Source organism: Egibacteraceae bacterium (assembly GCA_035540635.1).
In the GTDB taxonomy this organism is placed as follows: Bacteria; Actinomycetota; Nitriliruptoria; order Euzebyales; family Egibacteraceae; genus DATLGH01.
The window spans coordinates 19,932-44,456 of record DATLGH010000052.1 but is presented as its reverse complement, the minus strand read 5'-3'; the positions used below and the strand labels follow the sequence as shown (position 1 = coordinate 44,456).

Annotated in this window: 18 protein-coding genes; 5 read left to right on the top strand and 13 right to left on the bottom strand. The window is 71.8% G+C overall.

Features of this window, described 5'->3' with window-relative positions; genetic code table 11:
- Both VM324_09215 and VM324_09210 read right to left on the bottom strand, forming a co-directional pair.
- On the bottom strand, positions 1-380 hold a 380-nt coding region (locus VM324_09215), incomplete at its 3' end, for a hypothetical protein (protein HVL99454.1).
- Between the two features lie 214 nt (positions 381-594).
- Positions 595-1,386: a hypothetical protein gene (locus tag VM324_09210; GenBank protein ID HVL99453.1), complete on the bottom strand. Its 792-nt coding sequence runs from the start codon at positions 1,384-1,386 to the stop codon at positions 595-597.
- A gap of 132 nt (positions 1,387-1,518) precedes the next feature.
- Here VM324_09210 and VM324_09205 point away from each other — a divergent pair, with 132 nt between their 5' ends.
- From VM324_09205 to VM324_09190, 4 genes are all read left to right on the top strand, one after another.
- Positions 1,519-3,246, top strand: a complete 1,728-nt coding sequence (locus VM324_09205; GenBank protein ID HVL99452.1) for a carbon starvation protein A — start codon at positions 1,519-1,521, stop codon at positions 3,244-3,246.
- Between the two features lie 2 nt (positions 3,247-3,248).
- On the top strand, positions 3,249-3,656 hold the full coding sequence (locus VM324_09200; protein HVL99451.1) for a hypothetical protein: 408 nt from the start codon (positions 3,249-3,251) through the stop codon (positions 3,654-3,656).
- A gap of 219 nt (positions 3,657-3,875) precedes the next feature.
- A complete protein-coding gene (locus VM324_09195) occupies positions 3,876-5,021 on the top strand; it encodes a response regulator (protein HVL99450.1) in 1,146 nt (381 codons plus the stop codon).
- Positions 5,022-5,024: 3 nt separating this feature from the next.
- Complete coding sequence (locus tag VM324_09190; protein ID HVL99449.1) at positions 5,025-6,209, top strand: EAL domain-containing protein; 1,185 nt, start codon at positions 5,025-5,027, stop codon at positions 6,207-6,209.
- A 61-nt stretch (positions 6,210-6,270) separates the two neighbouring features.
- On the opposite strand, the gene VM324_09185 is transcribed toward VM324_09190, so the two are convergent.
- The 11 genes from VM324_09185 to polA all read right to left on the bottom strand — a co-directional run bounded on the left by VM324_09185 (position 6,271) and on the right by polA (position 23,087).
- A complete protein-coding gene (locus VM324_09185; protein ID HVL99448.1) occupies positions 6,271-8,559 on the bottom strand; it encodes an EAL domain-containing protein in 2,289 nt (762 codons plus the stop codon).
- Positions 8,556-9,617 (bottom strand): chemotaxis protein CheB, encoded by a 1,062-nt coding sequence (locus tag VM324_09180; GenBank protein HVL99447.1) that lies wholly within the window; start codon positions 9,615-9,617, stop codon positions 8,556-8,558. Before VM324_09180 ends, VM324_09185 begins: the two co-directional genes overlap by 4 nt.
- Positions 9,614-11,629, bottom strand: coding sequence for a response regulator (locus tag VM324_09175; protein HVL99446.1), 2,016 nt, complete (start codon positions 11,627-11,629; stop codon positions 9,614-9,616). The genes VM324_09180 and VM324_09175 overlap by 4 nt, the downstream gene beginning before the upstream one ends.
- Positions 11,619-13,103, bottom strand: a complete 1,485-nt coding sequence (locus tag VM324_09170; protein ID HVL99445.1) for a methyl-accepting chemotaxis protein — start codon at positions 13,101-13,103, stop codon at positions 11,619-11,621. Before VM324_09170 ends, VM324_09175 begins: the two co-directional genes overlap by 11 nt.
- Positions 13,104-13,117: 14 nt before the next feature.
- Positions 13,118-13,639, bottom strand: coding sequence for a chemotaxis protein CheW (locus VM324_09165; GenBank protein ID HVL99444.1), 522 nt, complete (start codon positions 13,637-13,639; stop codon positions 13,118-13,120).
- 27 nt (positions 13,640-13,666) lie between these two features.
- Positions 13,667-14,809 carry a protein-glutamate O-methyltransferase CheR gene (locus VM324_09160; GenBank protein ID HVL99443.1) on the bottom strand — a complete coding sequence of 381 codons (1,143 nt, stop codon included), beginning with the start codon at positions 14,807-14,809 and terminating at the stop codon, positions 13,667-13,669.
- Positions 14,806-15,270: a chemotaxis protein CheW gene (locus tag VM324_09155; protein ID HVL99442.1), complete on the bottom strand. Its 465-nt coding sequence runs from the start codon at positions 15,268-15,270 to the stop codon at positions 14,806-14,808. Before VM324_09155 ends, VM324_09160 begins: the two co-directional genes overlap by 4 nt.
- 534 nt (positions 15,271-15,804) lie before the next feature.
- Positions 15,805-17,874: an excinuclease ABC subunit UvrB gene (gene uvrB / locus VM324_09150; protein HVL99441.1), complete on the bottom strand. Its 2,070-nt coding sequence runs from the start codon at positions 17,872-17,874 to the stop codon at positions 15,805-15,807.
- A gap of 39 nt (positions 17,875-17,913) precedes the next feature.
- On the bottom strand, positions 17,914-18,552 hold the full coding sequence (gene coaE / locus VM324_09145; GenBank protein HVL99440.1) for a dephospho-CoA kinase: 639 nt from the start codon (positions 18,550-18,552) through the stop codon (positions 17,914-17,916).
- Between the two features lie 4 nt (positions 18,553-18,556).
- Positions 18,557-20,158 (bottom strand): 30S ribosomal protein S1, encoded by a 1,602-nt coding sequence (gene rpsA / locus VM324_09140; GenBank protein ID HVL99439.1) that lies wholly within the window; start codon positions 20,156-20,158, stop codon positions 18,557-18,559.
- Positions 20,159-20,408: 250 nt separating this feature from the next.
- Positions 20,409-23,087 (bottom strand): DNA polymerase I, encoded by a 2,679-nt coding sequence (gene polA / locus VM324_09135; GenBank protein ID HVL99438.1) that lies wholly within the window; start codon positions 23,085-23,087, stop codon positions 20,409-20,411.
- Between the two features lie 113 nt (positions 23,088-23,200).
- Between polA and VM324_09130 the strand changes: the two genes are divergently transcribed.
- Positions 23,201-24,493: an ABC transporter substrate-binding protein gene (locus VM324_09130; protein ID HVL99437.1), complete on the top strand. Its 1,293-nt coding sequence runs from the start codon at positions 23,201-23,203 to the stop codon at positions 24,491-24,493.
- Positions 24,494-24,525 lie beyond the last annotated feature (32 nt).

The following is a 24,525-nucleotide window of genomic DNA, read 5'->3' as shown; positions in this document are numbered from 1 at the left end:
GGGCTGGGTGACGGGGAGGGGCTGGGCGACGTCGCGGGGGTGTGGCACGACCCGGTCCCGCTGTCGGTGAACGACGGGTTGATGCCGCCGGGGTCGGTGAGGAACTCCCAGTCGTAGGCGTTGGGGCGCAGCAGCAGCTTGAGCACCCCGAAGCTGCGGCTGCGGGCCTCGGCACGCGGGTCGACGGTGTTGAAGTCGTACAGGTACGCCCCACCCGTCCCGACGATGAACTGGCGCACCCCCTTGGCGTCACCCGTCCCCGACGGGTCCAACGCCGGGAACCGCTGGTAGTTGTGGTCATGGGCGGTGACCGCCAGCTCGACCCCATGGTCGTAGAGCGCCTGAATGATCGCCTCGATCCGCGCGTCGTCGCCGTGCACGCTGTCCGTGGTCCACCGCGATGGTGGAAGTACGCCAACGCGCATCCATCTCGGGCGTCCTGCTGCTGTTCCGGCCAGGCCGACCGCGCCCCGGTGCTCATCCACGTCTCCCCGTGTCAGGCGATCCGCACCCTAGCCTCCTACCAGGCGGGCACCGCCGACGACGCCCGGTGTAGGTCGCCTGCTCGTCGGCAGGAGGCCCGTTGTGGAGGCCTCAGACGCGCTCGCGCAGGCCGCGGCGGCAGGCGCGCTCGAGGTCGCGCAGGCGGCGGAGGCGCCCGACGAGGGTCAAGGGCTTCGGCAGCGCCGTGCGCCCGTCCCGCTGCGTCACGTGGAGCACGCCCGCGCGGAGCTCCCCGGTGGCGGAGGCCTCGACCCAGCGGTCGAGGTCGGGCACCGCGAAGTCGTGGGTGAAGAGCACGGCCGAGCCGCGCAGACCTCGCAGGTCGTGCGCGGCCAGAGAGGTGACAACGACGCGGTCGGCGTCCCAGTCTTCGACGCGGACGGTGTCGACGGCGAGCTGGCGCGGCCCCGAGACGGTCACGAGCACGCCCTCCGCCGGGCTGGAGCGGCGCCCCACCGGCCACGCGCGCTGCGGCGCGACCCGCACGATCCAGCGCGGCACGTACCACCAGTGCTCCCGGCGCAGGACGGGCGTGTCGAGCAGCTCCCGTGACGGCGGGTGCTTGCGGAGCTCCTGGGCGAGCGGCCCCCCGAGGAAGCACCGGCCCTCCAGGTCCTCGACGACCTCCGCGGTGCCGCCCGCCGCGCACGGTGCCCAGCCCTTCGTCGCCATCCTCGAGTCGGACACCGACAGGACGACCGTCCCGGAGGCGGCCAGGGCGCGGGCGAGGTTACTGCGCGCATAGGGCAGCGCCACGGCCGGCCCGCCGTCGAGCACGAGGGGAGTCACGGCGGTCGCGCGGGGGCGCCCGTGGCCGTCGACGTAGGCGAGCTCGGCGACCGCGGCGCGGTCCCAGGCGCGGGTGAGGTCGTCGGCGTCCATGCCGCCTCGGACGCTATCGCGGGCGCGCCCCAGCCGTCCCGGGGGCCGTTGACACCGGCGTCACCGCTGATGCACTGTGTGCGGATCGGCTCGGAGGTGGACCCGCCGTCGGCGGAGGAAGCGAGGGGTCGGATGCCCGCCATCGTCGTCGTCGCGGTCGTGCTCAGCGCCTTCGCACTCGGCTACCGCTACTACTCCTCCTACGTCGCCGACAAGGTCTACGCACTCGACCCGGCGTTCGTGACCCCGGCGCACGAGTTCGAGGACGGGGTCGACTACGTGCCGACCAACCGGCACGTGCTGTTCGGTCACCACTTCACGTCGGTGGCGGGGGCGGCGCCGATCGTCGGACCGGCCATCGCGGTGTTCTGGGGCTGGGGTCCGGCGCTCGCGTGGATCACGGTCGGCACGATCTTCGCCGCAGGCGTGCACGACTTCGGTGCCCTCGTCGTCTCGGTGCGCAACAAGGGCCGCAACATCGGCACGCTCACCGCCGAGGTCATCAACCGCCGGGCCCGCGCGCTGTTCCTCGTCGTCATCTTCTTCCTGCTCACGCTCGTGAACGCGGTGTTCGCGGTCGTGATCTCCATCCTGTTCGTGAACAACCCGGCGGCGGTCATCCCCATCTTCGTGGAGATCCCGCTGGCCATCGCCGTGGGACAGCTCATCTACCGCCGCCAGATCGGCATCCTCGTCCCCTCCATCGTGGCCGTCGTCGTCATGTACCTGTTCATCCCCGTCGGCCAGCTCTACCCGGTGGACCTCGCACCGCTGTCCGAGGCGACGGGGGTGCCGGTGCGGGCCCTCTGGGTCGTGATCCTGTTCGTCTACGCCTTCATCGCCTGCCGGCTTCCCGTTTGGGTCCTGCTCCAGCCGAGGGACTTCATCAACGCCCACCAGCTGTTCATCGCGCTCTTCGTGATCTTCGGCGGGCTGGCGCTCGGCGGGTTCGTCATCGAGGCGCCCTTCTACAACGCCAACCTGCCCGCGGACGCCCCGTTCTGGTTCCCGTTCCTGTTCATCACGATCGCCTGCGGAGCCGTGTCGGGATTCCACAGCCTCGTGGCGAGCGGCACGACCGCGAAGCAGCTCGACAAGGAACCCGACGCCCGCTTCGTCGGGGTCATGGGCACGGTCGGGGAGGGTTCCCTCGCGCTCGGGTCGGTCATGGCCGTCAGCGCCGGCATCGGGGGCGCCGCCGTCTACGCGGAGCGCTACGCCGACTTCGGTGCCGCTTCGGCCGGCGGCCTCGGCTACTTCACAGAGGGCGTCGGCCGCTTCGTGACGAGCTTCGGCATCCCGGCCGAGATCGGCGCCATCTTCGCCGCCGTCGTCGTCGTGTCCTTCGCGGCGACGACGCTCGACACGGGCGTCCGCCTCCAGCGCTACGTCATCCAGGAGATGGCCGAGACGGCGGGCTTCCGCCCCCTCGCGCGGAACATCTGGGCAGCCACCGTCCTCGCGGTCCTCGTCCCCCTCGCCCTCGCGCTCGTGCCCGGCGAGGGCGACGCGGGCTTCACGTTCGGCCGCCTGTGGCGGCTTTTCGGCACGACCAACCAGCTCATGGCGGGGCTCGCCCTCGCGGTGGTCGCAACGTGGGTCGTGAAGCGGCGGCGCAACCCCGCGGCACCGCTCGTGCCGCTCATCTTCCTGCTCACCATGACGACGTGGGCGCTGTTCATCCAGCTCGGGGAGTTCTGGGCTGAGCGGGACTACCTGCTCGTCGTCCTCGACGCGGTGATCTTCTTCCTCGCGCTCTGGCTCATCGTCGAGGCGGCGATGGCCATCAACCAGGCCTTCAAGGACCGGCACGGTGCGCCGGCCGCGGAGTCGGACGTGGAGGCAACGGGTAGGCCTTGACGATGCGCCACCGTGTGCTGCTCGTCCGCGAATGGAACGCCGGGATGCCCGGCGGCTGCTGCGGTGGCGCCTCGGCCGGGATCGGCGCCGAGGGTGGCGCCCGGGAGGCGCCCGCCTCGGTGCGTGCCGAGGTGCACGCGATGGCGGCGGTGTACCTCGCGCTGCGCCGGCGCTGGTCCGGCGACGAGGTCGAGATCACCGTCGCCGACCCCCGCAACATGGTCTGGCTCCTGCCCACGGTGTGGCGCGACGGGCGCCGGCGTGGGCTCTCCCGGCGGCAGGCGTGGCACCAGACCCGCCGGGTGGCGAGGAACGCGGTCGTCGTCGACGGGGAGGTCGTCTTCACCGGCACGCCGCCCCATCCCGCCGAGGCGGTCGCCATCGTCGGAGCCGCCCTCGCGCGCGGGTAGCGACCGCTGTACCCCCCAACCTCGTGGCCGACGCGCATCTCGCCGCGCTGGCCACCGAGCACGGTGCCGGGTGGCCACGTTCGACCGCGACTTCGCCCGTTTCCGCGGCGTGACCTGCCTCACGCCCCCATAGCCGGCGACCGCCCCTTAAGTTCTGAACCGGACAAGCCGAAAGGGATCAGGACTGCGGGTACCGCATAGACAAGGGCTGGTCCAAAGATGGCCACTATCCTCGTTGTTGACGACAGCGCCGTGAGCCGCTTGCGGCTGTCCACGTCTCTGGTCGAGTGCGGGCACCAGGTGCTGGAGGCCACCAACGGCGCTGAAGGGCTCGGTGTCGCGCGGGTGGAGCACCCAGACGTCGTCATCACCGACCTGCTCATGCCCAAGGTGGACGGCTACGCGTTCGTGCGGGAGTTACGCGGTGACCCGGCGACCGCCCAGATCCCCGTGGTCATCTACACCGCCGCATACGCCGAGGATGAGGTGCGCAACGTCGCCGAGGCCTACGGCATCACCGAGGTGCTCACGAAGTCGGCCGAACCGACCGCCGTCTGCGGCACGGTGCGCAGGGCGCTGCGGCGACCCGCTGCCTCCCAGGAGCCGCCGCCGTCCGGAACTGCCTCCGAACGCGAGCACTTGGCGGTGCTCAACGGCAAGCTGCTGGAGAAGGTGCGTGAGCTCGAACTCGCCGACCGGGAGCGCCAGCGCCTCGTGGGACACCTCGCGCAAGCGCAGGAGGAGGAGCGGTGGCGTATCGCCACCGACATCCACGACGACTCCATGCAGGTCATGACGGCGGTGGCGATGCGCCTGGAGATGCTCGGCGAGTCAGTGTCCGACCCGGACCTTCGAGCCCAGCAGGCCAAGCTGGAGCAAGCCGTGCGGCTGGCGATCGCCCGCCTGCGCCAGCTGACGTTCGCGCTGTCGCCGGAGGGCCTGGAGGGCGACGGGCTCGCGGCCACCCTGGAAACGTACCTGGAGCGCTCCTCGTCCGAGGCGGGTTATGCGTTCGTGCTGGAGGACCGCACGGTGAGCCAGCCGGCCCCCGGCCTTCGCGCGCTGCTGTACCGCACCGCGCAGGAGGCGCTCGTCAACGTCGCCAAGCACGCCCGGGCCAGCAAGGTGAAGGTCGTCCTGGACGAGCTCGAAGGCGGGTACCTTGTCCGCGTCGAGGACGACGGGGTCGGGTTCTCCCTGGAGACGGTCGAAGATCTCAGACCCGGCCATCTCGGGCTGACGTCCATGCGCCAGCGCGCCCAGCTCGCCCACGGCTGGTGGCGCATCGACAGCGCGCCCGGCCATGGCACGGTGGTGGAGTCCTGGCTTCCGGCTACCCCGCCGGCCGCCGACCTGGGTGTGTGAGCGTTGGACCGCCTGCGCATCCTCGTGGCCGACTCCGACGCGTCGGTGCGCGACGTGCTCGCCGAGCTGCTCACCCCTCAGCGGGGATTCGAGCTCGTCGCGATGGTCGCCGACGGCTATGAGGCCGTCGACGAGGCTTGCAGGCACCGGCCCGACGTCGCCCTGCTGGCTACGAAGATGCCCGGCGGCGGCCAGCAGACAGCCCGGCGCATCCGCGCGGCCTCGCCGCCCACCCAGGTGGTGGCGTTTTCGACCTACGCCGACCGGGGTGCGGTCGTCGAGATGTTCAGGGCGGGCGCGGTGGGTTATCTCACGAAGGGCACAGCGACCAACCGCGAGATCGTCGAGACGCTCCGCAGATCCGCCGCCGGGGAGGTCGTGCTGCCGCCACCGGTCGCCGCCCATGTGCTCGACGAGTTGCGCGCGAAGCTGGAGCATCGCAACGTCACGAGCAGGGACCGCCAGGAGGTCGGCTCCCGTGTCCGAGCGGCGCTGGCGTCCCGGCGGATGGGACTGGTGTTCCAGCCGATCATCGACGTCCGCAACCGGGCGGTGATCGGTGTCGAAGCCCTGGCACGCTTCCCTCAGGAGCCCCGCCGGGGGCCCGACGTGTGGTTCGACGCCGCCCGATCGGCAGGCCTGCACGTGGAGCTGGAGCTGCTCGCCGTCGATCTCGCCCTCGCCGAGCTCCCCCGCGTGCCCACCCGGGCCCATGTTGCGCTCAACGTCTCCCCCGAGGTCGCCACCAACGGAGCGCTGCAGGCCGCGGTCTTGGCGGCGGCCCCGGCCCGCACGGTGCTGGAGATCACCGAGCACGCCCAGATCGACGACTACGACGCGTTCAACCGCGGCTTGGAGCCGCTGCGGGCGGCGGGCGTCCACCTCGCGGTGGACGACGCGGGCGCGGGCTTCGCGAGCTTGCGGCACATCCTGCTCCTGGCCCCTGACCTCATCAAGCTCGACGTCTCCCTGATCCGCGACATCCATGTGGACCGCGCGCGTCGGGCGATGGCCCGCGCGCTCATCACGTTTGCGAGCGAGACCGGAGCGGAGGTCGTGGCCGAAGGCATCGAGGACCCGGCAGAGCTGGCGGCGCTGCGTGACCTCGGCGTGGTCTACGGTCAGGGCTACCTGCTCGGGCGTCCGGGACCGCTCAGCGTCCTCGAGGGTTCGGCGGCTGACTTGTGAATCGCTGGAGCGGTGAGCGCCGGCGAGCGCCATGGGATGCTAACGCGGAAGCCGGGGACGGCTATGCGAGGCGCTGGACGGAGGCGGCTTCCGTTTTCCGGAGCCACCATCGCTCGAGGTCGGCGGGAGGAAGCGGGCGTGACCACAGGTAGCCCTGCGCGAGCTGGCATCCCAGCCCGCACAACTGTGCCAGCTGCTCCGGGGTCTCGACGCCCTCGGCGACGCTTTCCAGCCCCAGAGTGTGGGCGAGGCCGACGCTCGCCGCCACGATGGCGGCGTCCTCGGCATCGCTTGTCATGCCCGCGATGAATCCGCGGTCGATCTTCAGGCTGTGGAAGGGGAAGCGCCGCAGCTGCAGCAGCGACGCATAACCGGTGCCGAAGTCGTCGACGGCGATGCGCACACCGAGCGCGGACAGCGCCTCCAACCGCTCCGTGGCCGTGCGCGCGTCCGCGACCACACCGCTCTCCGTCACCTCGAGGGTGAGGGCCCCGGGAGGCAGGCCGGTCGCCTCGAGTACGCCGGCGACCCGCTGGGGCGCATCGGCGACGTCGAGCTGGGATGGGCTCAGGTTCACCGACACGTATAAAGTCCCGGCTCCCGGCAGCTCGCGGCGCCAGGCAGCCGCCTGGCGGCACGCCTCCCGCAGCACCCACCAGCCGAGGGGCACGACGAGCCCGGTCTCTTCCGCCAGCGGAATGAACTCTGTCGGGGGCACGAGCCCGTGCTCGGGGTGGTGCCACCGCACGAGCGCCTCCACGCCCACCGGTGTCTCGCGCCCGACGTCCACCTGCGGCTGGTAGTGCACCCGCAGGTCACCGGCGTCGATCGCCTCACGCAGCTCGGCCTCGCGGCGCAGCGTGTCGCCCGCGCGCACGCTCACGGCGGGGTCGACCACTTCCACGCCGCCGCCGCCGCTCTGGCTGGCCCGGCGTGCGGCGGTCACCGCTGCGGCGACGAGCTGGACGGGGTCGGGCGTTGCGGTGCGGCCGAACACCGCGGCGACCGTCGTGGTCACCTCGACCGGCACGCCGTCGGCGACCAGCGATCCGCTCAGCCGCTCGGCCACGAGGTGCGCGAGCCGCACGCCGTGGATCTCGTGCTCGAGATCCGGCAGCACCACTCCGAACATCTCATGGCCGAAGTAGGCCGCGGACGCAAGGATGGTGCGTCGTTGGACGTCCGGGCGTGCGAGCAGCCCGCGGAGGCGGGACGCCAGCTCGGCCAGGATGCGGTCGAGGCCCGCGGGTGACAGGCTCTCCCGCAGGCGGGCGAAGCGGTCGGCGGTCACCGCCAGGACGGCGTACGGCCGCCTCCTCTCGGCGGACAGGGTGGCGGCGCGGGCCACCCGGTCGACGAAGAGGCTCTGGTTGGGCAGCTTCGTGAGGGCGTCGTGGGCGGCAAGCGCACCGATCTCGTGCAGGGCCTCGACCGCGGCGACCGTGCGGCCGGACCGGTCGTGCACCGGCGCTGCCCGTGCGATCACCGGGACGGCCCCGTCGGGGGTATCCACGAGCAGGTCGAAGCTGGCGCCCATCTCGACGATCCCTTCGGTCAAGGTGCGGGGGATCGGCCGCTGCTCCTGGGGGATCTCCTGGCCTGACGAGTCGCGGAAGCGCACCTCCTCGAAGAGGGACCGGCCGACGAGCCGGTCCCGGGTGGTGCCGAGGAGGGTGACGAGCCGGTCGCTCGCGCCGGTGATGACGCCGTGCTCGTCGGTGATGACCATGGCGTCGGGGACCGCTTTGAGCACGGCGTCGAGGCGCCGCCGCTCCCCCTCGGTTGCCTCGAGCTGGCGGTGCAGGTCGTTGCGGGCCGCGCTCAGCGCCTCCCCGCGTCGGAGCAGCTCGCCGTTGGTGTGCACGAGGTCCTCGAAGCTGGAGACGAGCAGGTCGAGGATCTGCTGGCGCTCGGCGGTGACCGCGTAGCGCTGCTCGCCGAGGATGGCCTCCAGGCCCGCGGGGGCGTCTGCCGTGGACCGGCGCTCGCGACGCTGCAGGAGCGTGCGCAAGCGCGCGACGAGCTGGTCGGCGTCGTAGGGCTTGCGCAGGAAGTTGTCCGCGCCCGCCTCGAGACCCCGGACGATCTCGACGGGGTCGGTCAGGGAGGTCAGCAGCACGACCGGCAGCTGCGGGTCCGTTGCCTTGATCTGCCGGCACAGTTCGTACCCGTCCATCCGGGGCATGACGACGTCGCTGACGACGAGGTCGTATGGCCGGGAGTCCAGGCGCTGCAGCGCCTCACGCCCGTCTGCCGCGAGGTCCAGCGCGAAGCCGGCCGCGGACACGACCGTGCGCAACCGCTCCGCCTGCGCGGGGCTGTCCTCCACCCCCAGGATCCGGTGACTCATCGCTGCTCCTTCTGTCGTTGCTCGCGCTGGCACGCTGGTGCCAGCCACGCGGCGAGGTCCTCCACCGGGCCCACCACGTCGGCCAGGCCCGCGTCGGCGACCGCGCGGGGCATGCCGAACACCGTCGACGTCCCCTCGTCCTGCGCGAGCACCAGCCCGCCCCGGCCGCGCAGGGCCCGGGCGCCCTCCAGCCCGTCGCTGCCCATGCCGGTGAGGACGACCCCTGCCGCCGAGGACCCGTACGACGCCGCCAGCGACTCGAGCAGGACCGACCCGGAGGGCCGGAAGCCCCGGAAGGCGCTGCCGCCGTCGAGGAGCACCCGCCGCCCGTCGACGCGCAGATGCGCTCCGTCGGGCGCCACGTACACCGTCGCCGCGTCGAGGTCCTCGCCGTCCACGGCGACCTTCACCGCCATGAGGGAGGCGGCGTTCAGCCAACGCACGAGGCCGTGCACGAAGCCCTCGGCGATGTGCTGGACGACGAGGACGGGAATGCTGAGATCGTCCGGCAGGGCGGCGATGAACCGGTAGAGCGCGGCGGGCCCGCCCGTGGAGGCCGCCACGCCCACGACACGCAGCGGGCGTCCCCGCGGTGGTCGCGGCGGCATCGGCGGCTCGGCGAGCTGGCCCGGCCGGCGGCGCACGACCCTGACGTCGGCCAGCGCCTTCACCAGCGACACGAGGCGGTCGGCCTCACGGCGGAAGGCCGGGGTGCCGGGCGCGGGCGGCTTGGGCTGGACCGTCAGGGCGCCGAGCTGGGTGGCCTGCAGGCTCGTGGCCACATCGCCCGGGTTCCGGTTGGCGGTGACGATCACGATCGGCGTGGGCCTCTCGGCCATGATCCGCTTGGTCGCCTCGAAGCCGTCGAGGACCGGCATCTCGATGTCCATCACCACCACGGAGGGGCGCAGGGTCCGAACGGCCTCGAGTGCGTCCGCGCCGGTCGCGGCCTCGCCGACGATCTCGATGCCGGGATCGGCCCCGAGGATCGCGACGAGGAGGGTGCGGGCGGTCGTCGAGTCGTCGACGACGATGGCGCGGACGGGCTCACGGCTCACAGCAGGCGCTCCACCGTGGCGACCAGCAGATCGGCCGCGAACTCCGCCTTGACGATGTAGGCGTCGGCGCCTGCCTCGACCCCGCGGCGGCGGTCCTCCTCGCTGCCGAGCGAGGTGACGAGCACCACCGGGATGCCCGCCAGCTGCTCGGACCGGCGGATGGCCTGGCAGAGCTCGATGCCGTCCATGCGCGGCATGTTGACGTCGCTGACGACCACGTCCGCACCGTGGCGCTCCAGCAGCGCCCAGGCTTCCGCGCCGTCCTCGGCGGTCACCACCTCGTAGCCGGCGGACTCCAGGATGTGCTGCTGGAGGACCCGGGTGGTCACGGTGTCCTCCGCGATGAGCACCCGCCGACGTCCTTCGACCTCGGGGGCGCGGCCCGCGGCCTGGGCGAGCGGCGGGGTCATGCCCTCCCGGAGGCATGCGGCGGGGTTGAGCACGAGGGCGACACCCCCCTCGGCGAGGACGGTGACCCCGAGCAGCTCCGGGATGCCGGCGAGCCTTGCGGGCACCGGCCTGACGACGGCCTCGCGCTCGTCGAGGAGCGCGTCGGCGGCGAGAGCGGCTGCGCTCGGTCCCGCCTCGACCAGCGCGAGGGGCAGTCGGTGACCGCTGCGGACAGTCTCTCCGAACAGGCCCGGGAGCGACCGCACCGGCCAGATCCGGTCACCGGCCGACACGACCGCGCGCCCGCTGACCGATTGCATCTCGTCGGGGCTCACGGTGACGAGGCACTCGACCGCGGCCGTCGGCAGGGCGACCGTCTCGCCGGCGACCTCCAGCAGCAGCACGCGCATGAGCGCGAGGTTCACCGGCGACGTCAGCGTGACGGTGGTGCCCTCGCCGGGTGTGCTGTCCATTCTGACGGCGCCCCCCACCGCTTCGATCCGTGCCCGGACCGCGTCGAGCCCGACTCCACGCCCGGACACGTCGCTGACGGTCGCCCTGGTGCTCACGCCTGGAGCGAACGCCAAGGCCAGCTCGTCCGTGCCGGGCTCGGCACCCCGGCGGTCTTCGGCCGCCCGTCGCAGCCCGGCGCGGTCCACGCCCCGCCCGTCGTCGCGCACGACGACCTCCAGCCTGCCCTGTCGCAGGCTTGCCTCGATCGTCACCGTCCCGGTCTCCGGCTTCCCGGCGGTGCGGCGCTGACCGAGGGGTTCGATGCCGTGGTCGACGGCGTTGCGCACGAGGTGCAGCAGCGGTTCGCGCAGCATGGCCGCGACCGACCGGTCGACTTCGACGTCGGCCCCCTCCACCACCAGGCGCGCCTTCTTGCCCCCGGCATGCGCGAGGTCGCGCACCGTGCGGTCCAGGCCCGAGCAGGCGTCGGCGAAGGGTTGGAGGGTGAGACGCTCGACGCCCGCGGTGATGGCGGCGCTGACACGGGCGACGTCGCGGGCCAGCCCCGCGGCGGTGCGCCCGAGCGGTGCGCCTGCCGCCACGCGCCCGGAGGCCGTCGTATCGTGCCGCTCGCCGTCGGTGGCCAGGGCCCGGGCGAGGACATCGGCTCGGCTCGCCGCGGCGACCAGCTCGCCCGCCTGCCCGACGAGGGCGTCCACGGCGCTGGCTGCCACCCGCACCGTCCGCGGCGCGGTTCGCGGTGGTTGCTGTTCCGCGGGAACCGATGGCGGCGCGTCGTTGTGCGCGATCGGCTCGCGCACGCCGGAGTCCCCGCCGAGCTGCGTGGCGACGGCGGCCAGCGCGTCGACCTCCACGAGGAACGAGGGGACCATGTCCGGGCGGACCGCCTCGGGCTTGTCGCGCAGGCGGGCAAGGCCCCCCTCGAGCCGCCTGGCGGCGCCGACGGCGTCGTCCACGCCGGCCGACAGCGCCGCCCCCTTCACGCTGTGGGCTGTCCGGAACAATTCGGTCACCAGGTCGGCGGCGTCGGCGGCCGCGACCTCCTCCTCCAGGCGCATGAGCCCGGCGTTGAGCACCCCGACCGCCTCCTCGAGCTCGGCGTGGAACAGCCGGCGAAGGCGCTGCTGCAAGTCGTCGTCAGCGGCCAACGGAGTCCGCTCCCACGAGCGCCTTGAGGCGGTCGGCGATGCCGTCCAGCGCTCGGGCGGCCTGCTCCATCTGGCGCGCCGACGCCACGTTCTGCTCCATCACCTGGTCGATGTTGCGCATCCCCTCGTCGATCTGGCTGGTGGCCACCGCCTGCTGGCTCGAGGAAGCGGCGATCTGCTCGGCGGCGAGCGTGGCGGCGCGGACGGTCTCGGCGAGCTCGGCGATGGTCTGGCCGGCCTCCTCGACGCGCCGCACGCCCTCGGCCACGCTCTTCATGCCATCTTCGGTGGCCATCACCGCCGTGGTGGCGCCCTGCTGGATCTCACCGAGCAACGCCCCGACGCGGGCGGTGGCCTGCCGGCCCTCGTCGGCCAGGGCCCGCACCTCGCCGGCGACGACGCCGAAGCCGCGGCCCTGCTCGCCCGCGCGGGCCGCCTCGATGGAGGCGTTGAGCGCCAGCAGGTGCGTGCGCTCGGCGATGTCGTCGACCGCGTCGACGATGTCGGAGATCGCCTTCGTGTGTTCGGTCAGCCCGAGCACCGTGCACGCGATCGAGTCCACCTGGGCGCGGATCTCCTCCATCCCCCTCGCTGTGGCGTCAACCGACCGGGTGCCGGCTTCGGCGACCTCAGCCGAGCGCTGCGCCCTGGCCGCCACCGACCGCGCCCGCTCGGCGCTCTGGTCGGCGGTCTGCGTCAGCTCCTCCACCGTCGTGACCGTCTCCTGGACCGCGGCGGCCTGCTCGGCGGCCCCGGTCACCTGCTGCGACGTGCCGGCGAGGATCTCCGTGGCGGCGGCGTCGATGTCGAGCGCGACGGATTGCAGCCGCTTGTTCGTGCCCCGCGTGACCCAGCCGCCGACGGCGACGGCGATCGCGAGCGCGGCCATCCCCAGGCCGACGACCAGCGCGATCGCCAGGCGCGAACGGGAAGCCGCGGTGGCCTGCGCCTCGTCGATGAGCCGGTTCTGCCAGCTGATCACCTGGTGCAGCGCGTTCGCCAGGGCGTCCCGCGTCGGGAACAGCCGCTGTGCGGCGAGGGCTGCGACCTCTGCGGGTGCCAGCCCCTCCGCGCTTTCCAGCGCACTCGCCACCGCCGCGTCCCAGTCCGTCTTGGCCTCGCGGACGTCGGCCATCAGCTGCCGGCCGGTCTGGGTGCGCGCGCGCGCCTCCATGTCCTCGAGAACCTGCTCGAACCGGGCGTCATGGCCCGCCAGCCGGTCGAGATGGGCCCGATCGCCGGTGAGCAGGTAGGCGCGGTTGTCGGCGGCCTTCTGCGCGGCGACGTAGTCGAGCTGGTACGCGCCGATGACCTGCGGGACCTCGCGGCGGAGGACGGCGTCGTAGGTGGCCCTGAGCTGCAGGACGGCGGTGAGCGCGACGACGATGAGCGCGAGCAGCACGACCATGGTCGCCAGGTGACCCAGGAGGATCTGGCGGCCAATGGTCGCGCCCTGTGCGGTAGGGGAAGTCACGGCGTTCCTTGTCGTCAGGGCAGGGGTTCGCTGGCCAGCCGCGGGTCGGCCAGGACCGCATCCACGTCGAGTACGAGAGCACCGTCGGCGGTGATGCCCGCCAGCAGAGGGTCGTCGGGAGCCGGTCGTATACCCCCGAAGGTGATGAGCACTCCGTCGACGCGGTCGGTCAGGACGCCTACCGGTGCGACGGGGTGGTCGAGGACGACAGCGAAACGCTCGCCGGAGGGAGGTGCGTCGCCGCCCACCCCCAGCAGGATCGACGGGTCGGCGAGGACCACGACCGCGCCGCGCGCGGCGCGCAGCCCCACCAGCGCCTGCCCACTCGTCGGAAGACGGGCGGTGGCGCCGGGGGTGAGGATTTCCCGCACCCGATCGGCCGGCGCGGCGAGGCGGGCGTCGCCCACGGAGAAGACGAGCAGCTCGACGGCCTTCGCGCGGGTGTGGGGGGTGGGTTCGGCAAGCCGGCGGGCGCGAATCTTGAGCGCCTCCATCACCGCCTCAGGTGGCGGTTCAGGTGGCGGTTCAGCCGCCATAGAACCGTCCTCTCCGCAGGAGGTGCGTCACCGGGGTCCCGCCAGGGCGCGCCGGGCGTGGTGCAGGAGGGCCGCAGCGCCGCTGAGCCCCGGATGGAGGAAAAGGGCCGCGCGCGCCGCCGCGACCGCGTCGGCTGGGCGGCCGGCCTCGAGGTGGACCGCGGCGGTGACATACCACCCCAGGGCGTCGAGCGGGTCGTGCCCGTTCGCTCTTTCGGCGCCGGCCGGCGCTTCCTCGCCGCGCGCGCCCTCCTCCACTGACGGGATGCGAGCTGGAGATCGCGGTGGATGCGGCACGGGCATCGGGGCCCGCGCCCCCTCGGGGATCGCCCTGCGCGGGAGGGCAGTGGAGCGGTTGGCCCCCGCCTGCGCGACGGGTGGTCCGGCGGGGGCGTCGGCGGCCCGCCGGTAGGCGACGCCATGAGGGGTCGCGACACGGTCCAGACCGGGCACCGTCAGCAGGGGGTCCGACGCCCCGGTAAACAGCCAGCCGCCGGGGCGCAGCGCAGCATGCAGCACCGCGGCCGCGCGCTGCACGGCCTCCGCGGTGAAGTAGATCAGCATGTTGCGGCACAGCACGATCTCGAACCGGCCAGGGGGACCCGCAAGGAGGTTCATCACGCGGAACCGGACCTGGCCGCGGATGGATTCGCTGACCCGGTAGCGGGGACCGTCAGCCACGAACAAGCGGCGGCGATCCTCGTCGACCCCCCGCAGCGACCAGCGCCCGTACACCGCTCTTTCCGCTTTGGCGAGCGCCCGCGGCGACACGTCCGTGCCAAGGATCCGTACCTGGTCGCCGAGTTCGACTTCGCTTGCGGCCATGGCGACGGTGTAGGCCTCTTCCCCGCTGGCGCAGCCGACGCACCACACCCCGATCCCCCCGGCCGGCCGCCCCTGAGCGACCGCCGGCAGCGCAACCTCCTGCAGGAGCGCAACCGCGGACGCCTCCCGGAAGAAGTGCGTCTCGGGGACAGTGAGCGCATCCATGAGCTCGTCGAAGGCCGTCTCGTCCTGCTCGAGCACGGCCTGGTAGGCGGCGTCGGCTACCTGGCCCCTCCGCGCGGCGGACTCTTCCAGGGCCTCGGTCATTCGCGGCAGCTGGACGCCGGCAAACGCGAGCCCCGACCGCTCCTCCACGTAGCCGACGAGCGCTGCCCGGCCTTTCATTGCGCCTTGCTCAAGGGACGTCCCGACTCGGCCAGCGCGGCGTCGAGCGCCAGCCCCTCGTCGGCCCACAGGAACGCTCCCAAGTCGTGCACGAGGAGCAGGTCGTTGGCGAGCCGGGCCACCCCGGCGGCGTAGTCGACCTCCGGCAACGCCGCGGAGTCGATGTCCTCCGCCGGCACGGTCTCCAGGCCGACGGCGCGGTCGACGTGGAGTGCGAGCTTCCGGCCGGCGACCTTCACGACGACAAGGTGTTCGTTCAGCACCGGAGGAGAGGACGGCCGGCCAAAGCGCGCACGGAGATCGAGTACGGGCACGACCTTGCCCCGGAAGTCGATGACCCCCTCCACCACGGGGGGGGCTTTCGGCAACGGACTGACCCACACGATCGGCAGGACCTCAATGACTGCCTCGGCGACAAGCGCCACTCGCCGGCCAATGACCTCCAGGATCACAAGAGGCACGAGCCCTTCGCTGCCGTGAGTGTCGAGGGAACCGGGATGGGGGATCACCAAATCAGGATAATACGTCTAAAGGGCATTGTCCGCCAGCGCACTTCTGGTCGAGCCTCGTGCCGTACGGCCTGCGTGACGGCGACGTCTGCTGCCCAGAGGTGGCTCCTGTCTTCCCGCTCAGGTAGCGCGACAGCGACCTGCGGGCGTGCCCCGCGCAGCGTTACATCCACGTGGTTCTGGCGCGCGAAGCGACGCGGGACAGGCCGAACTGCAAGGGGGATCTCCTTGGCGATGTGAAACGGGTTGCAGCGAGGCGGTGCCGCGATTCGGTGTGGGGGCTGCCAGGCGATCCGTGGGGGCTGTTGCATCGCCAGCCCGGCAACCTGTTCCCCGACGAGCTCCTCGCTAACCTCTGTAGCCCCCGATGAGCTGTGGCAGGGTGCCGCCTCCGCAGCGCGGACACATTACCTTCAGAAGGCGCCGACACGCCCCCCTATGGGCTTTTGTGCCAGGCCAAAGTGCGGTCGAGTGTCGCGCTGCCGTTCAGAGCATGCCCTCACGCATGGCGCGGAGCTCGCGCTTCAGGTCCGCGATCTCGTCGCGGAGGCGGGCGGCGTACTCGAACCGCAGGTCGGCGGAGGCGTCGTGCATCTCGTCGGTGAGCGACTGGATGAGCTTGGCGAGATCCTCCTGCGGCAGCTCGCTGACGTCGGGCGTGTCCGCGCCGCCGCGCCGGCGACGGCGCTTGAGGTCGGGAACCGCGGCCTTGTAGGGCATGCCCGCCTCGGCGGCCCGGGCCATCTGGATGATGTCGCCGACCTTCTTGCGGATCGTCTGGGGGTCGATGCCGTTGGCGGCGTTGAAGTCCATCTGGAGCTTGCGGCGGCGGTTCGTCTCGTCGATCGCGCGGCGCATCGACTCGGTGACGTCGTCGGCGTACATGATGACCTGTCCGGCGACGTTGCGGGCGGCGCGGCCGATGGTCTGGATGAGCGACGTCTCGCTGCGCAGGAACCCCTCCTTGTCCGCGTCGAGGATCGCCACGAGCGACACCTCCGGCAGGTCGAGGCCCTCGCGCAGGAGGTTGATGCCGACGAGCGCGTCGAACTCGCCGAGGCGCAGCTCGCGGAGGATCTCGATGCGCTGCACGGTGTCGATCTCCGAGTGGAGGTAGCGCACCCGGACACCCGACTCGAGGAGGTAGTCGGTGAGGTCCTCGGCCATCTTCTTCGTGAGCGTCGTGACGAGCACCCGCTGGTCGACCTCCGCGCGCCCGCGGATCTCGGCGATGAGGTCGTCGATCTGGCCCTTCGTGGGGCGCACGACCACCTCCGGGTCGACGAGACCCGTCGGGCGGATGACCTGCTCGACGACGGTCGTCGCGACGCGCCGTTCGAACGGGCCGGGGGTCGCGGAGACGTGGAGCGTCCGGGGGACGCGCGCGCGGAACTCCTCGAAGCGCAGCGGCCGGTTGTCGAGCGCGCTCGGCAGCCGGAAGCCGTGCTCGACGAGCGTCTCCTTGCGTGAGCGGTCGCCTTCGTACATGCCACCGATCTGGGGGATCGTCACATGCGACTCGTCGACGATGAGCAGGAAGTCGTCGGGGAAGTAGTCGAGGAGGGTGTGCGGCGCCTCACCGCGCGCCCGCCCGTCGATGTGGCGCGAGTAGTTCTCGATACCCGAGCAGAACCCGATCTCCCGCATCATCTCGAGGTCGTAGTTCGTGCGCATGCGCAGCCGCTGAGCCTCGAGCAGCTTGTTCGCCCGCTCGAGCTCCGCGAGCCGCTCCCGCAGCTCCTCCTCGATGGTCGTGATGGCCCGCTGCATCCGCTCGGGGCTCGCGACGTAGTGGGAGTTCGGGAAGATCCACGCCTCGGGCACCTGGCTGACGATCTCGCCGGTCAGGGGGTCGAGCCGGGTGATGCGGTCGACGGTGTCGCCGAAGAACTCCACGCGGTAGGCGAGCTCGGAGTCGGCCGGCTGCACCTCGAGCGTGTCGCCGCGCACCCGGAACTTGCCCCGCACGAAGTTGAGCTCGTTACGTTCGTAGAGGAGGTCGACGAGCTTGCGCAGGACGCCGTCGAAGTCGCTGTCCTCCCCCTCGACGAGTCGCAGGACGTGCTTGCCGTACTCCTGGGGCGAGCCGAGGCCGTAGATGCACGACACGCTCGCGACGATGAGCACGTCGGAGCGCGTGAGCAGCGCCATGGTCGCGCGGTGGCGCAACCGCTCCACCTCGTCGTTGATGGAGCTGTCCTTCTCGATGTAGGTGTCGGTCGAGGGGATGTACGCCTCGGGCTGGTAGTAGTCGTAGTAGCTGACGAAGTACTCGACGGCGTTTCGGGGGAAGAACTCCCGGAACTCCCCGGCGAGCTGGGCCGCGAGCGTCTTGTTCGGGGCGATCACGAGGGTCGGCTTCTGGACGGCCTCGACGATCTTGCTCGCCGTGAACGTCTTGCCGGACCCGGTGACGCCCAGCAGGACGATGTCGGTCTCGCCGCGGGCGACCGCCTCTGCGACGCCCTCGACGGCCCGGGGCTGGTCGCCGGCGGGCGCGAACTCGCTCACGACGTCGAAGGGGCGGGCGCCCGTGCGGGCGGGTGCGGCGGCCATCCACCCATGATAGGGACGTCCGAGGCCAGCTCGGCCGCATCAGTCGTTCGGGACGCCCTTGCTCTCCGCGACCGCCTTCTCCCGCGCCTTGCCCGCCAGGTCGGCGGCGACCTCGTCGGCGCGCGCGTGGAGCTCGTCGAGGGTGCCGTCGTTCCAGATGACGTGCGTGGCGACGCTGAGCTTGGCCTCGAGGGGCGCCTGGGAGGCCAGCCGTGCCCGGGCCTCCCCCTCGCTCAGGCCCCGATGCTCGACGAGTCGCTGGATCTGGGTCTCCGGGTCGCAGGCGACCACGACGACGGCCTCGGACCCGCGCTCCATGCCGGTCTCGACGAGCAGCGGCACGTCGAGGACCACGACGCCGTCGTAGGCGGTCAGGACCTCGAGCGCGTCGGCGATGCGCGCGATGACGGGGGGGTGGGTCAGCTCGTTCAGGACGGCACGCTTCGACGGGTCGTGGAAGACGATGTCGCCGAGCGCCGCCCGGTCGATGAACCCCTCGTCGTCGAGGATGTCGGAGCCGAAGTGGTCGACGACCTTGCGGTAGGCCTCCTCGCCGGGCAGCAGAATCTCGCGCGCGATCGCGTCGGCGTCGACGAGCTCGGCGCCCGCCATCACGAACCGCTCGCTGACCTCGGTCTTGCCGGAGGCGATGCCGCCGGTCAACCCGACGAGGAACACGGCCCTAGCCCGGCTCGCCAGCCCCCGGCCGAGCGTCGGGCTCTGGCTCCGCCGGCTGGTCGGCACCTGCCTGCTCGGGCGACCCCGCCTGCGCGTCCTCGGCGGTCGCGTCCTCGGCGGTCGCGTCCTCGGCGGTCCCGTCCTCGGCTGTCGCGCCCTCGGCAGCGGGCTCGCCCTCGGCAGCGGGCTCGCCCTCGTCAGTCCCCGCGTCGCCGGTGGGGGCTCCCTCGACGTCACCACGGAGGTCCGCGACGACGTCCTCGAGCGTCAGCCCGGAGGCCGAGGACTGTTCGGCTTCGGCGTCGGAGCGCTGCTGCAGCGCCGCGGAGAGCGCCGCACCGACGGCGCCGCTCGGCGCGTCGCCGGAGGCGGGCTCCGCAGCGGCGGCGTAGGACGGCTCCTGCTCGATCTCGGGCTCCGTCCCGAAGCCGGCCTTCACCGCCTGCTTGAGCGACAGGGAGATGCGCCGGCGCGCGTCGTCGATGTCGATGATCTTCACGGTCACCGGGTCGTTGACCTTGGCGACCTGCTCGGGCAGCTCGACGTGCGCCTCGGCGAGCTCGGAGATGTGCACGAGCCCCTCGATGCCCTCCTCGACCTTGACGAACGCCCCGAACGGCACGAGCTTCGTGACCCGCCCCTCGATGAACTCCCCGACGTAGTGCTGGCGGGCGAACTGCCGCCAGGGGTCCTCCTGGGTGGCCTTGAGGCTGAGCGAGACCCGCTCCCGCGACAGGTCGACGTCAAGGACCTCGACCTCGACCTCCTGGCCGACCTCGACGACCTCGCCGGGGTGGTCGATGTGCTTCCAGGACAGCTCGGAGACGTGCACGAGGCCGTCGACGCCGCCGAGGTCCACGAACGCGCCGAAGTTCACGATCGACGACACGGTGCCCTTGCGCACCTCGCCCTTCTGCAACGTCTCGAGGAACTCCTTGCGGAACTCGCTCTGCGTCTCCTCGAGGAACTTGCGGCGGGACAGGACGACGTTGTTGCGGTTCTTGTCGAGCTCGATGACCTTGCACTCGAGCTCGCGGCCGACGAAGGGGTGGAGGTCGCGGACCCTGCGCATCTCCACGAGCGAGGCGGGCAGGAAGCCCCGCAGCCCGATGTCGAGGATGAGGCCGCCCTTCACAACCTCGATGACGGTGCCGGTGACCGTCGAGTCGTTCTGGTAGATCTCCTCGATCTTGCCCCAGGCCCGCTCGTACTGGGCGCGCTTCTTCGACAGGATGAGGCGGCCGTCCTTGTCCTCCTTCTGAAGGACGAGCGCCTCGATGACGTCCCCGACGGCGACGACCTCGTGGGGGTCGATGTCGTGCTTGATCGACAGCTCACGCGAGGGGATGACGCCCTCGGACTTGTAGCCGATGTCGAGCAGGCACTCCTCGGGGTCGACCTTGACGATGACCCCCTCGACGATGCTGCCGTCGTCGAACTCCTTGATCGTGGCCTCGAGGGCTTTCTCGAACTCCTCACGGGAACCGAACTCCTCGAGGATGATCTGCTCACCGCGCTCCCGTTCTGCTCGTGGGGCGGTGGCGAGGGAGGTACTGGTGGACGCTTGGGCGGCAGCGTCCGGGGAAGTCGTGTCGTCGGTGGTCATGTCGGTTGCTGGTCTCCTGGAATGACGAGGCGGTGGTGGGCGCCGTCCGGGGTGCAAAGAAAAGCACCCGGCCACGGGACGGGCGTCCTACGAAGTGTCGCCCTTGCCGTGCAGGGTGTCAACGTGCACCTCGGGCGGCCGCCGCCTTCCCCTGGGTGGCGTCGACGCTCACGCGCGACCTGTTGGCGATCGGGGGCCTGACGGCCGCAACCACCCTCCCGTGGCTGCTGTTCAGCCTGCACGCCGGCTCTCAGTGCTTCTCGGCTTCGGCCCACGAGGGGCCGAGGGCGGTGTCCACCTCGAGGGGGACGGCGAGGTCGGCCACACCGCCCATCGCGTCGACGAGCAGCTCGCGCAGCTCCTCCTCCTCGCCGGGGGCGGTCTCGCAGACGAGCTCGTCGTGGACCTGCAGGAGCAGCTGCGACCCCATGCCGCGCGCGGCCATGCGCTCGTGGACGACGACCATCGCCTTCTTGATGATGTCCGCCGCGGTGCCCTGGATCGGCGCGTTCAGGGCCATGCGCTCGGCCATATCGCGGCGTTGGCGGTTGTCGCTCATGAGGTCGGGCAGGTAGCGGCGACGCCCGAAGAGCGTCGAGGTCCACCCGTCCTTGCGCGCCTGGTCGACGCCTCCGTAGAGGTAGTCCCGCACGCCGGGGAAGCGCGCGAAGTACGCCTCCATGAGCTCGCGGGCCTCGTCGGGGGGGATCCGCAGCTGCTGGGACAGCCCGTACGCCGACAGGCCGTAGGCCAGCCCGTACGTCATGCCCTTGATGCGGCTGCGCAGCGTGTTGTCGACGGCGTCGATCGGCAGCTCCCACACCATGGCAGCCGTCGTCGCATGGATGTCCTCGTTGCTCGTGAACGCCGCGACGAGGCCCTCGTCACCCGACAGGTGGGCCATGACCCGCAGCTCGATCTGGGAGTAGTCGGCGACGAGCAGCGCGGTGTGTCCCTCCCCCGGCACGAACGCGCGGCGGATCTCGCGGCCCGTGGCCGAGCGGATAGGGATGTTCTGGATGTTCGGGTGCTGCGAGCTCAGCCGTCCGGTCACCGCCACGGTCTGGCGGAACTCCGCGTGGATGCGCCCGGTGGCGGGGTCGACGAGCGGCGGGAGCGCGTCGACGTAGGTGCCCTTGAGCTTGCTCACCTCCCGGTACTCGAGCAGGGGGGCGACGATCGGGTGGGTGTCGACGATCGCGGTGAGGGCCGCGGCGTCCGTGGAGTAGCCGGTCTTGATGCGCTTCGTCTTCGGCAGGCCGAGGCGGTCGAAAAGGATCGCCTGCAGCTGCTTAGGCGAGTCGAGGTTGAACTCCTCGTCGGCCCAGCCGTAGATCTCCTCACGGAGGTGGCGCATCCGGTCGCCGAGGGCCTCGCCGATCTCGGTCAGCACCTCGAGGTCCACGGCGATGCCGCAGCGCTCCATCGCGACGAGCACCGGCACGAGCGGCAGCTCGAGCCCCGACAGGAGGTCGGCCTGGTCCCGTGCCGCCAGCTCGTCGTCGAGCGCCCCGGCGACGTCGAGCAGCGCCTGTGCGCGCAGGCAGCGCTCCTGCCAGTCCTCGCCGACTGCCATCGCGAGCTGCCCGCCCCCGTCCTCCGACGAGGCGCCGACCGTGAGCTGCTTGTTGAGGTACTGCAGCGCGAGCGCCTCGAGGTCGTAGTCGCGCTGCTGCGGCTGGACGAGATAGGCGGCGAGCTCCGTGTCGAGGCGCACGCCGTCGACGGCCCAGCCCCGCGACCCGGCCGCGTGGCACAGGGCCTTGAGGTCGTGCACGAGCAGCGGCCGCCCAGGATCGGCGAGAAGCCCGCCGAGCGCATCGAGGTCCTCGCGCGCGAGCGGGGCAAGCGTCGCGGTGGCCGGCCGCGCACCCGCAGCCGCGAGCGCCACGCCCTCCAAGCGCACCGACGGCGGGCGCCCCTGGGAGAAGGGCAGCACCGCCACCGGGCGCCCTGCGGGTAGCGCGTCGATCCAGCGGGCGAGCTGCCCGGCGCCGAGCTGCTGCGGGTCGGCAGTGAACGCCTCGGCCTCGGCGGCCTGCTCGCCGGTGTCGAGCGCCTCGGCCAGCCGTTCCCACAGCGCCCGGAACTCAAGGGTCGCGAAGAGGCGCCGGACCGCGTCGGGGTCGGCGTCACCGCGCCGCAGCGCCTCCACCGGCAACGGCACCACGATGTCCCGCCGCAGCCGGGCGACCGCGTAGCCGTCGAAGACCGCCTGACGGTGCTCGGCGAGCATGGCGGGAAGCTTCTTGCCCGGGACCCTTTCGAGGTTGGCGAAGATGCCCTCGAGGTCACCGTGCTCGGCGAGCAGCTTGGCGGCGGTCTTCTCCCCCACCCCGGGCACCCCCGGGATGTTGTCGCTCGGGTCGCCGCGCAGGGCGGCGAGATGCGCGTAGCGGTCCGGGCCGACACCGTACTTCGCCTCGATCGCCGCGGCGTCCATCACCACGGTGTCGCTGATCCCCCTCCGGGTGTAGAGCACCGACGTGTGCGCGTCGACGAGCTGGAACACGTCGCGGTCGCCGGTGACGACGAGGGTGTCCATGCCGGCGTTCCGGGCGAGCGTCGCGTACGTCGCGATGAGGTCGTCGGCCTCCACGCCCTCCATGGCCACCTGGGGGACGGCGAGGGCGTCGAGCACCTCGCTGATGAGCGGCAGCTGGGAGCGGAAGGCATCGGGTGTCTCCCGCCGGGTGCCCTTGTAGTCGGGCATCAGCGCGAGCCGCTCGACCGGCCGGCCCTTGTCGAACATCACCGCGATGCCGTCGGGGCGGTGCTCGGTGAGCAGCTTGATGAGCATGCTGGTGAACCCGTAGACCGCGTTGGTCTGCTGGCCCGTCGTCGTGCGCAGCTCCTCCGGAAGGGCGAAGAACGCCCGGTAGGCGAGGCTGTGTCCGTCGAGCAACGCGAGAACCGGGCGTTCGGGCATGGGGCGATGATAGTGGCGGCCGCGGCCCGGACGCCTGCCTGCAACTACCACATTCGTAGGTTACGATTCGCCGCACCAGCAGCGTCACCCCCGCACCCGCGAAGGAGACCACGATGTTGAGGACGAGATGGCTGCGCCTTCTGGCGATCACCGCCGTACCCGCACTCTTGCTCACCGCATGCCCCGCCCAGGAGGAGGAACCCGCGCCCACCGACGAGCCCGAGGACACCGAGACCCCCGAGGAGGACGACGTCACCCGCGGCGACGGTGTGCTGCGGCTCGGCTACGTCCTGCCGGAGTCCGGCGACCTCGCCTTCCTCGGGCCCCCGATGATCCGCGGTGTCGAGTACGCCGTCCAGCAGATCAACGACGCCGGCGGTGTCCTCGGCGCCGACATCGAGCTCGAGGGCGCCGACGAGGCCGGCGACACGACCGTCGCCTCCGAGTCCGCCGACCGCCTGCTGCAGGCGGGCGTCGACGCCATCATCGGCGCGGCTGCCAGCGGGATGTCGCTTGCCATCATCGACCAGGTGACCGGCGCCGGCGTCGTGCAGTGCTCCGGCTCGAACACCGGCCCGGTGTTCACCGACTACGACGACGGCGGCTACTACTTCCGTACCGCGCCGACCGACGCGCTCCAGGGGCCGATCCTCGCGGAGACGATCGTCGCCGACGGCCACCAGCGCATCGCCCTCGTCGCCCGCTCCGACCCCTACGGTGAGGGCCTGCTCGAGGCCACGAGCGAGGCGCTCGAGGAAGCGGGAGCCGAGGTCGTCGAGGAGGTGCTCTACAACCCCGACACCGAGACCTTCGACGCCGAGGTCGAGCAGCTCACCGCCGCTGACCCCGACGCGGTCGTGGTGATCTCCTTCGAGGAGGGCGCCACCCTGCTCGCGGCCATGGTCGAAGCAGGTCTCGGGCCGGCCGACATCGGCGTCTACGGCGCCGACGGCCTCGCCTCTGAGACCCTGAACGAGACCGTCCAGGCCGGCAACCCGAACGTGCTCGACGGCATGACGGGCACCCGGCCCGCCCCGGGCCTCGACGAGGACTTCGAGTCGGCGTTCCGGGAGTTCGCCCCGGACGTTGAGGACATGACCTTCGCCCCGCAGGTCTTCGACTGCGTCACGATCATCGCGCTCGCCGCGATCGCGGCCGACAGCGACGACCCGACCGTGTTCGTCGACGAGATGATCAACGTCACCCGCGACGGGCAGGAGTGCACGACCTTCACCGACTGCGTCGAGCTCCTCGAGCAGGGTGAGGACATCGACTACCAGGGGCCGAGCGGCGCGACGACGTTCACCGACGCCGGCGAGCCTGAGTTCGGCACCTACGACGTCTGGGGCTTCCGCGACGGCGCGTTCACCGTGCTGGAGAGCGGTATCGAGTCACGGCTCGAGTAGCCCGTCCCGCGTCACGAGGGGGCCCGGTTCGC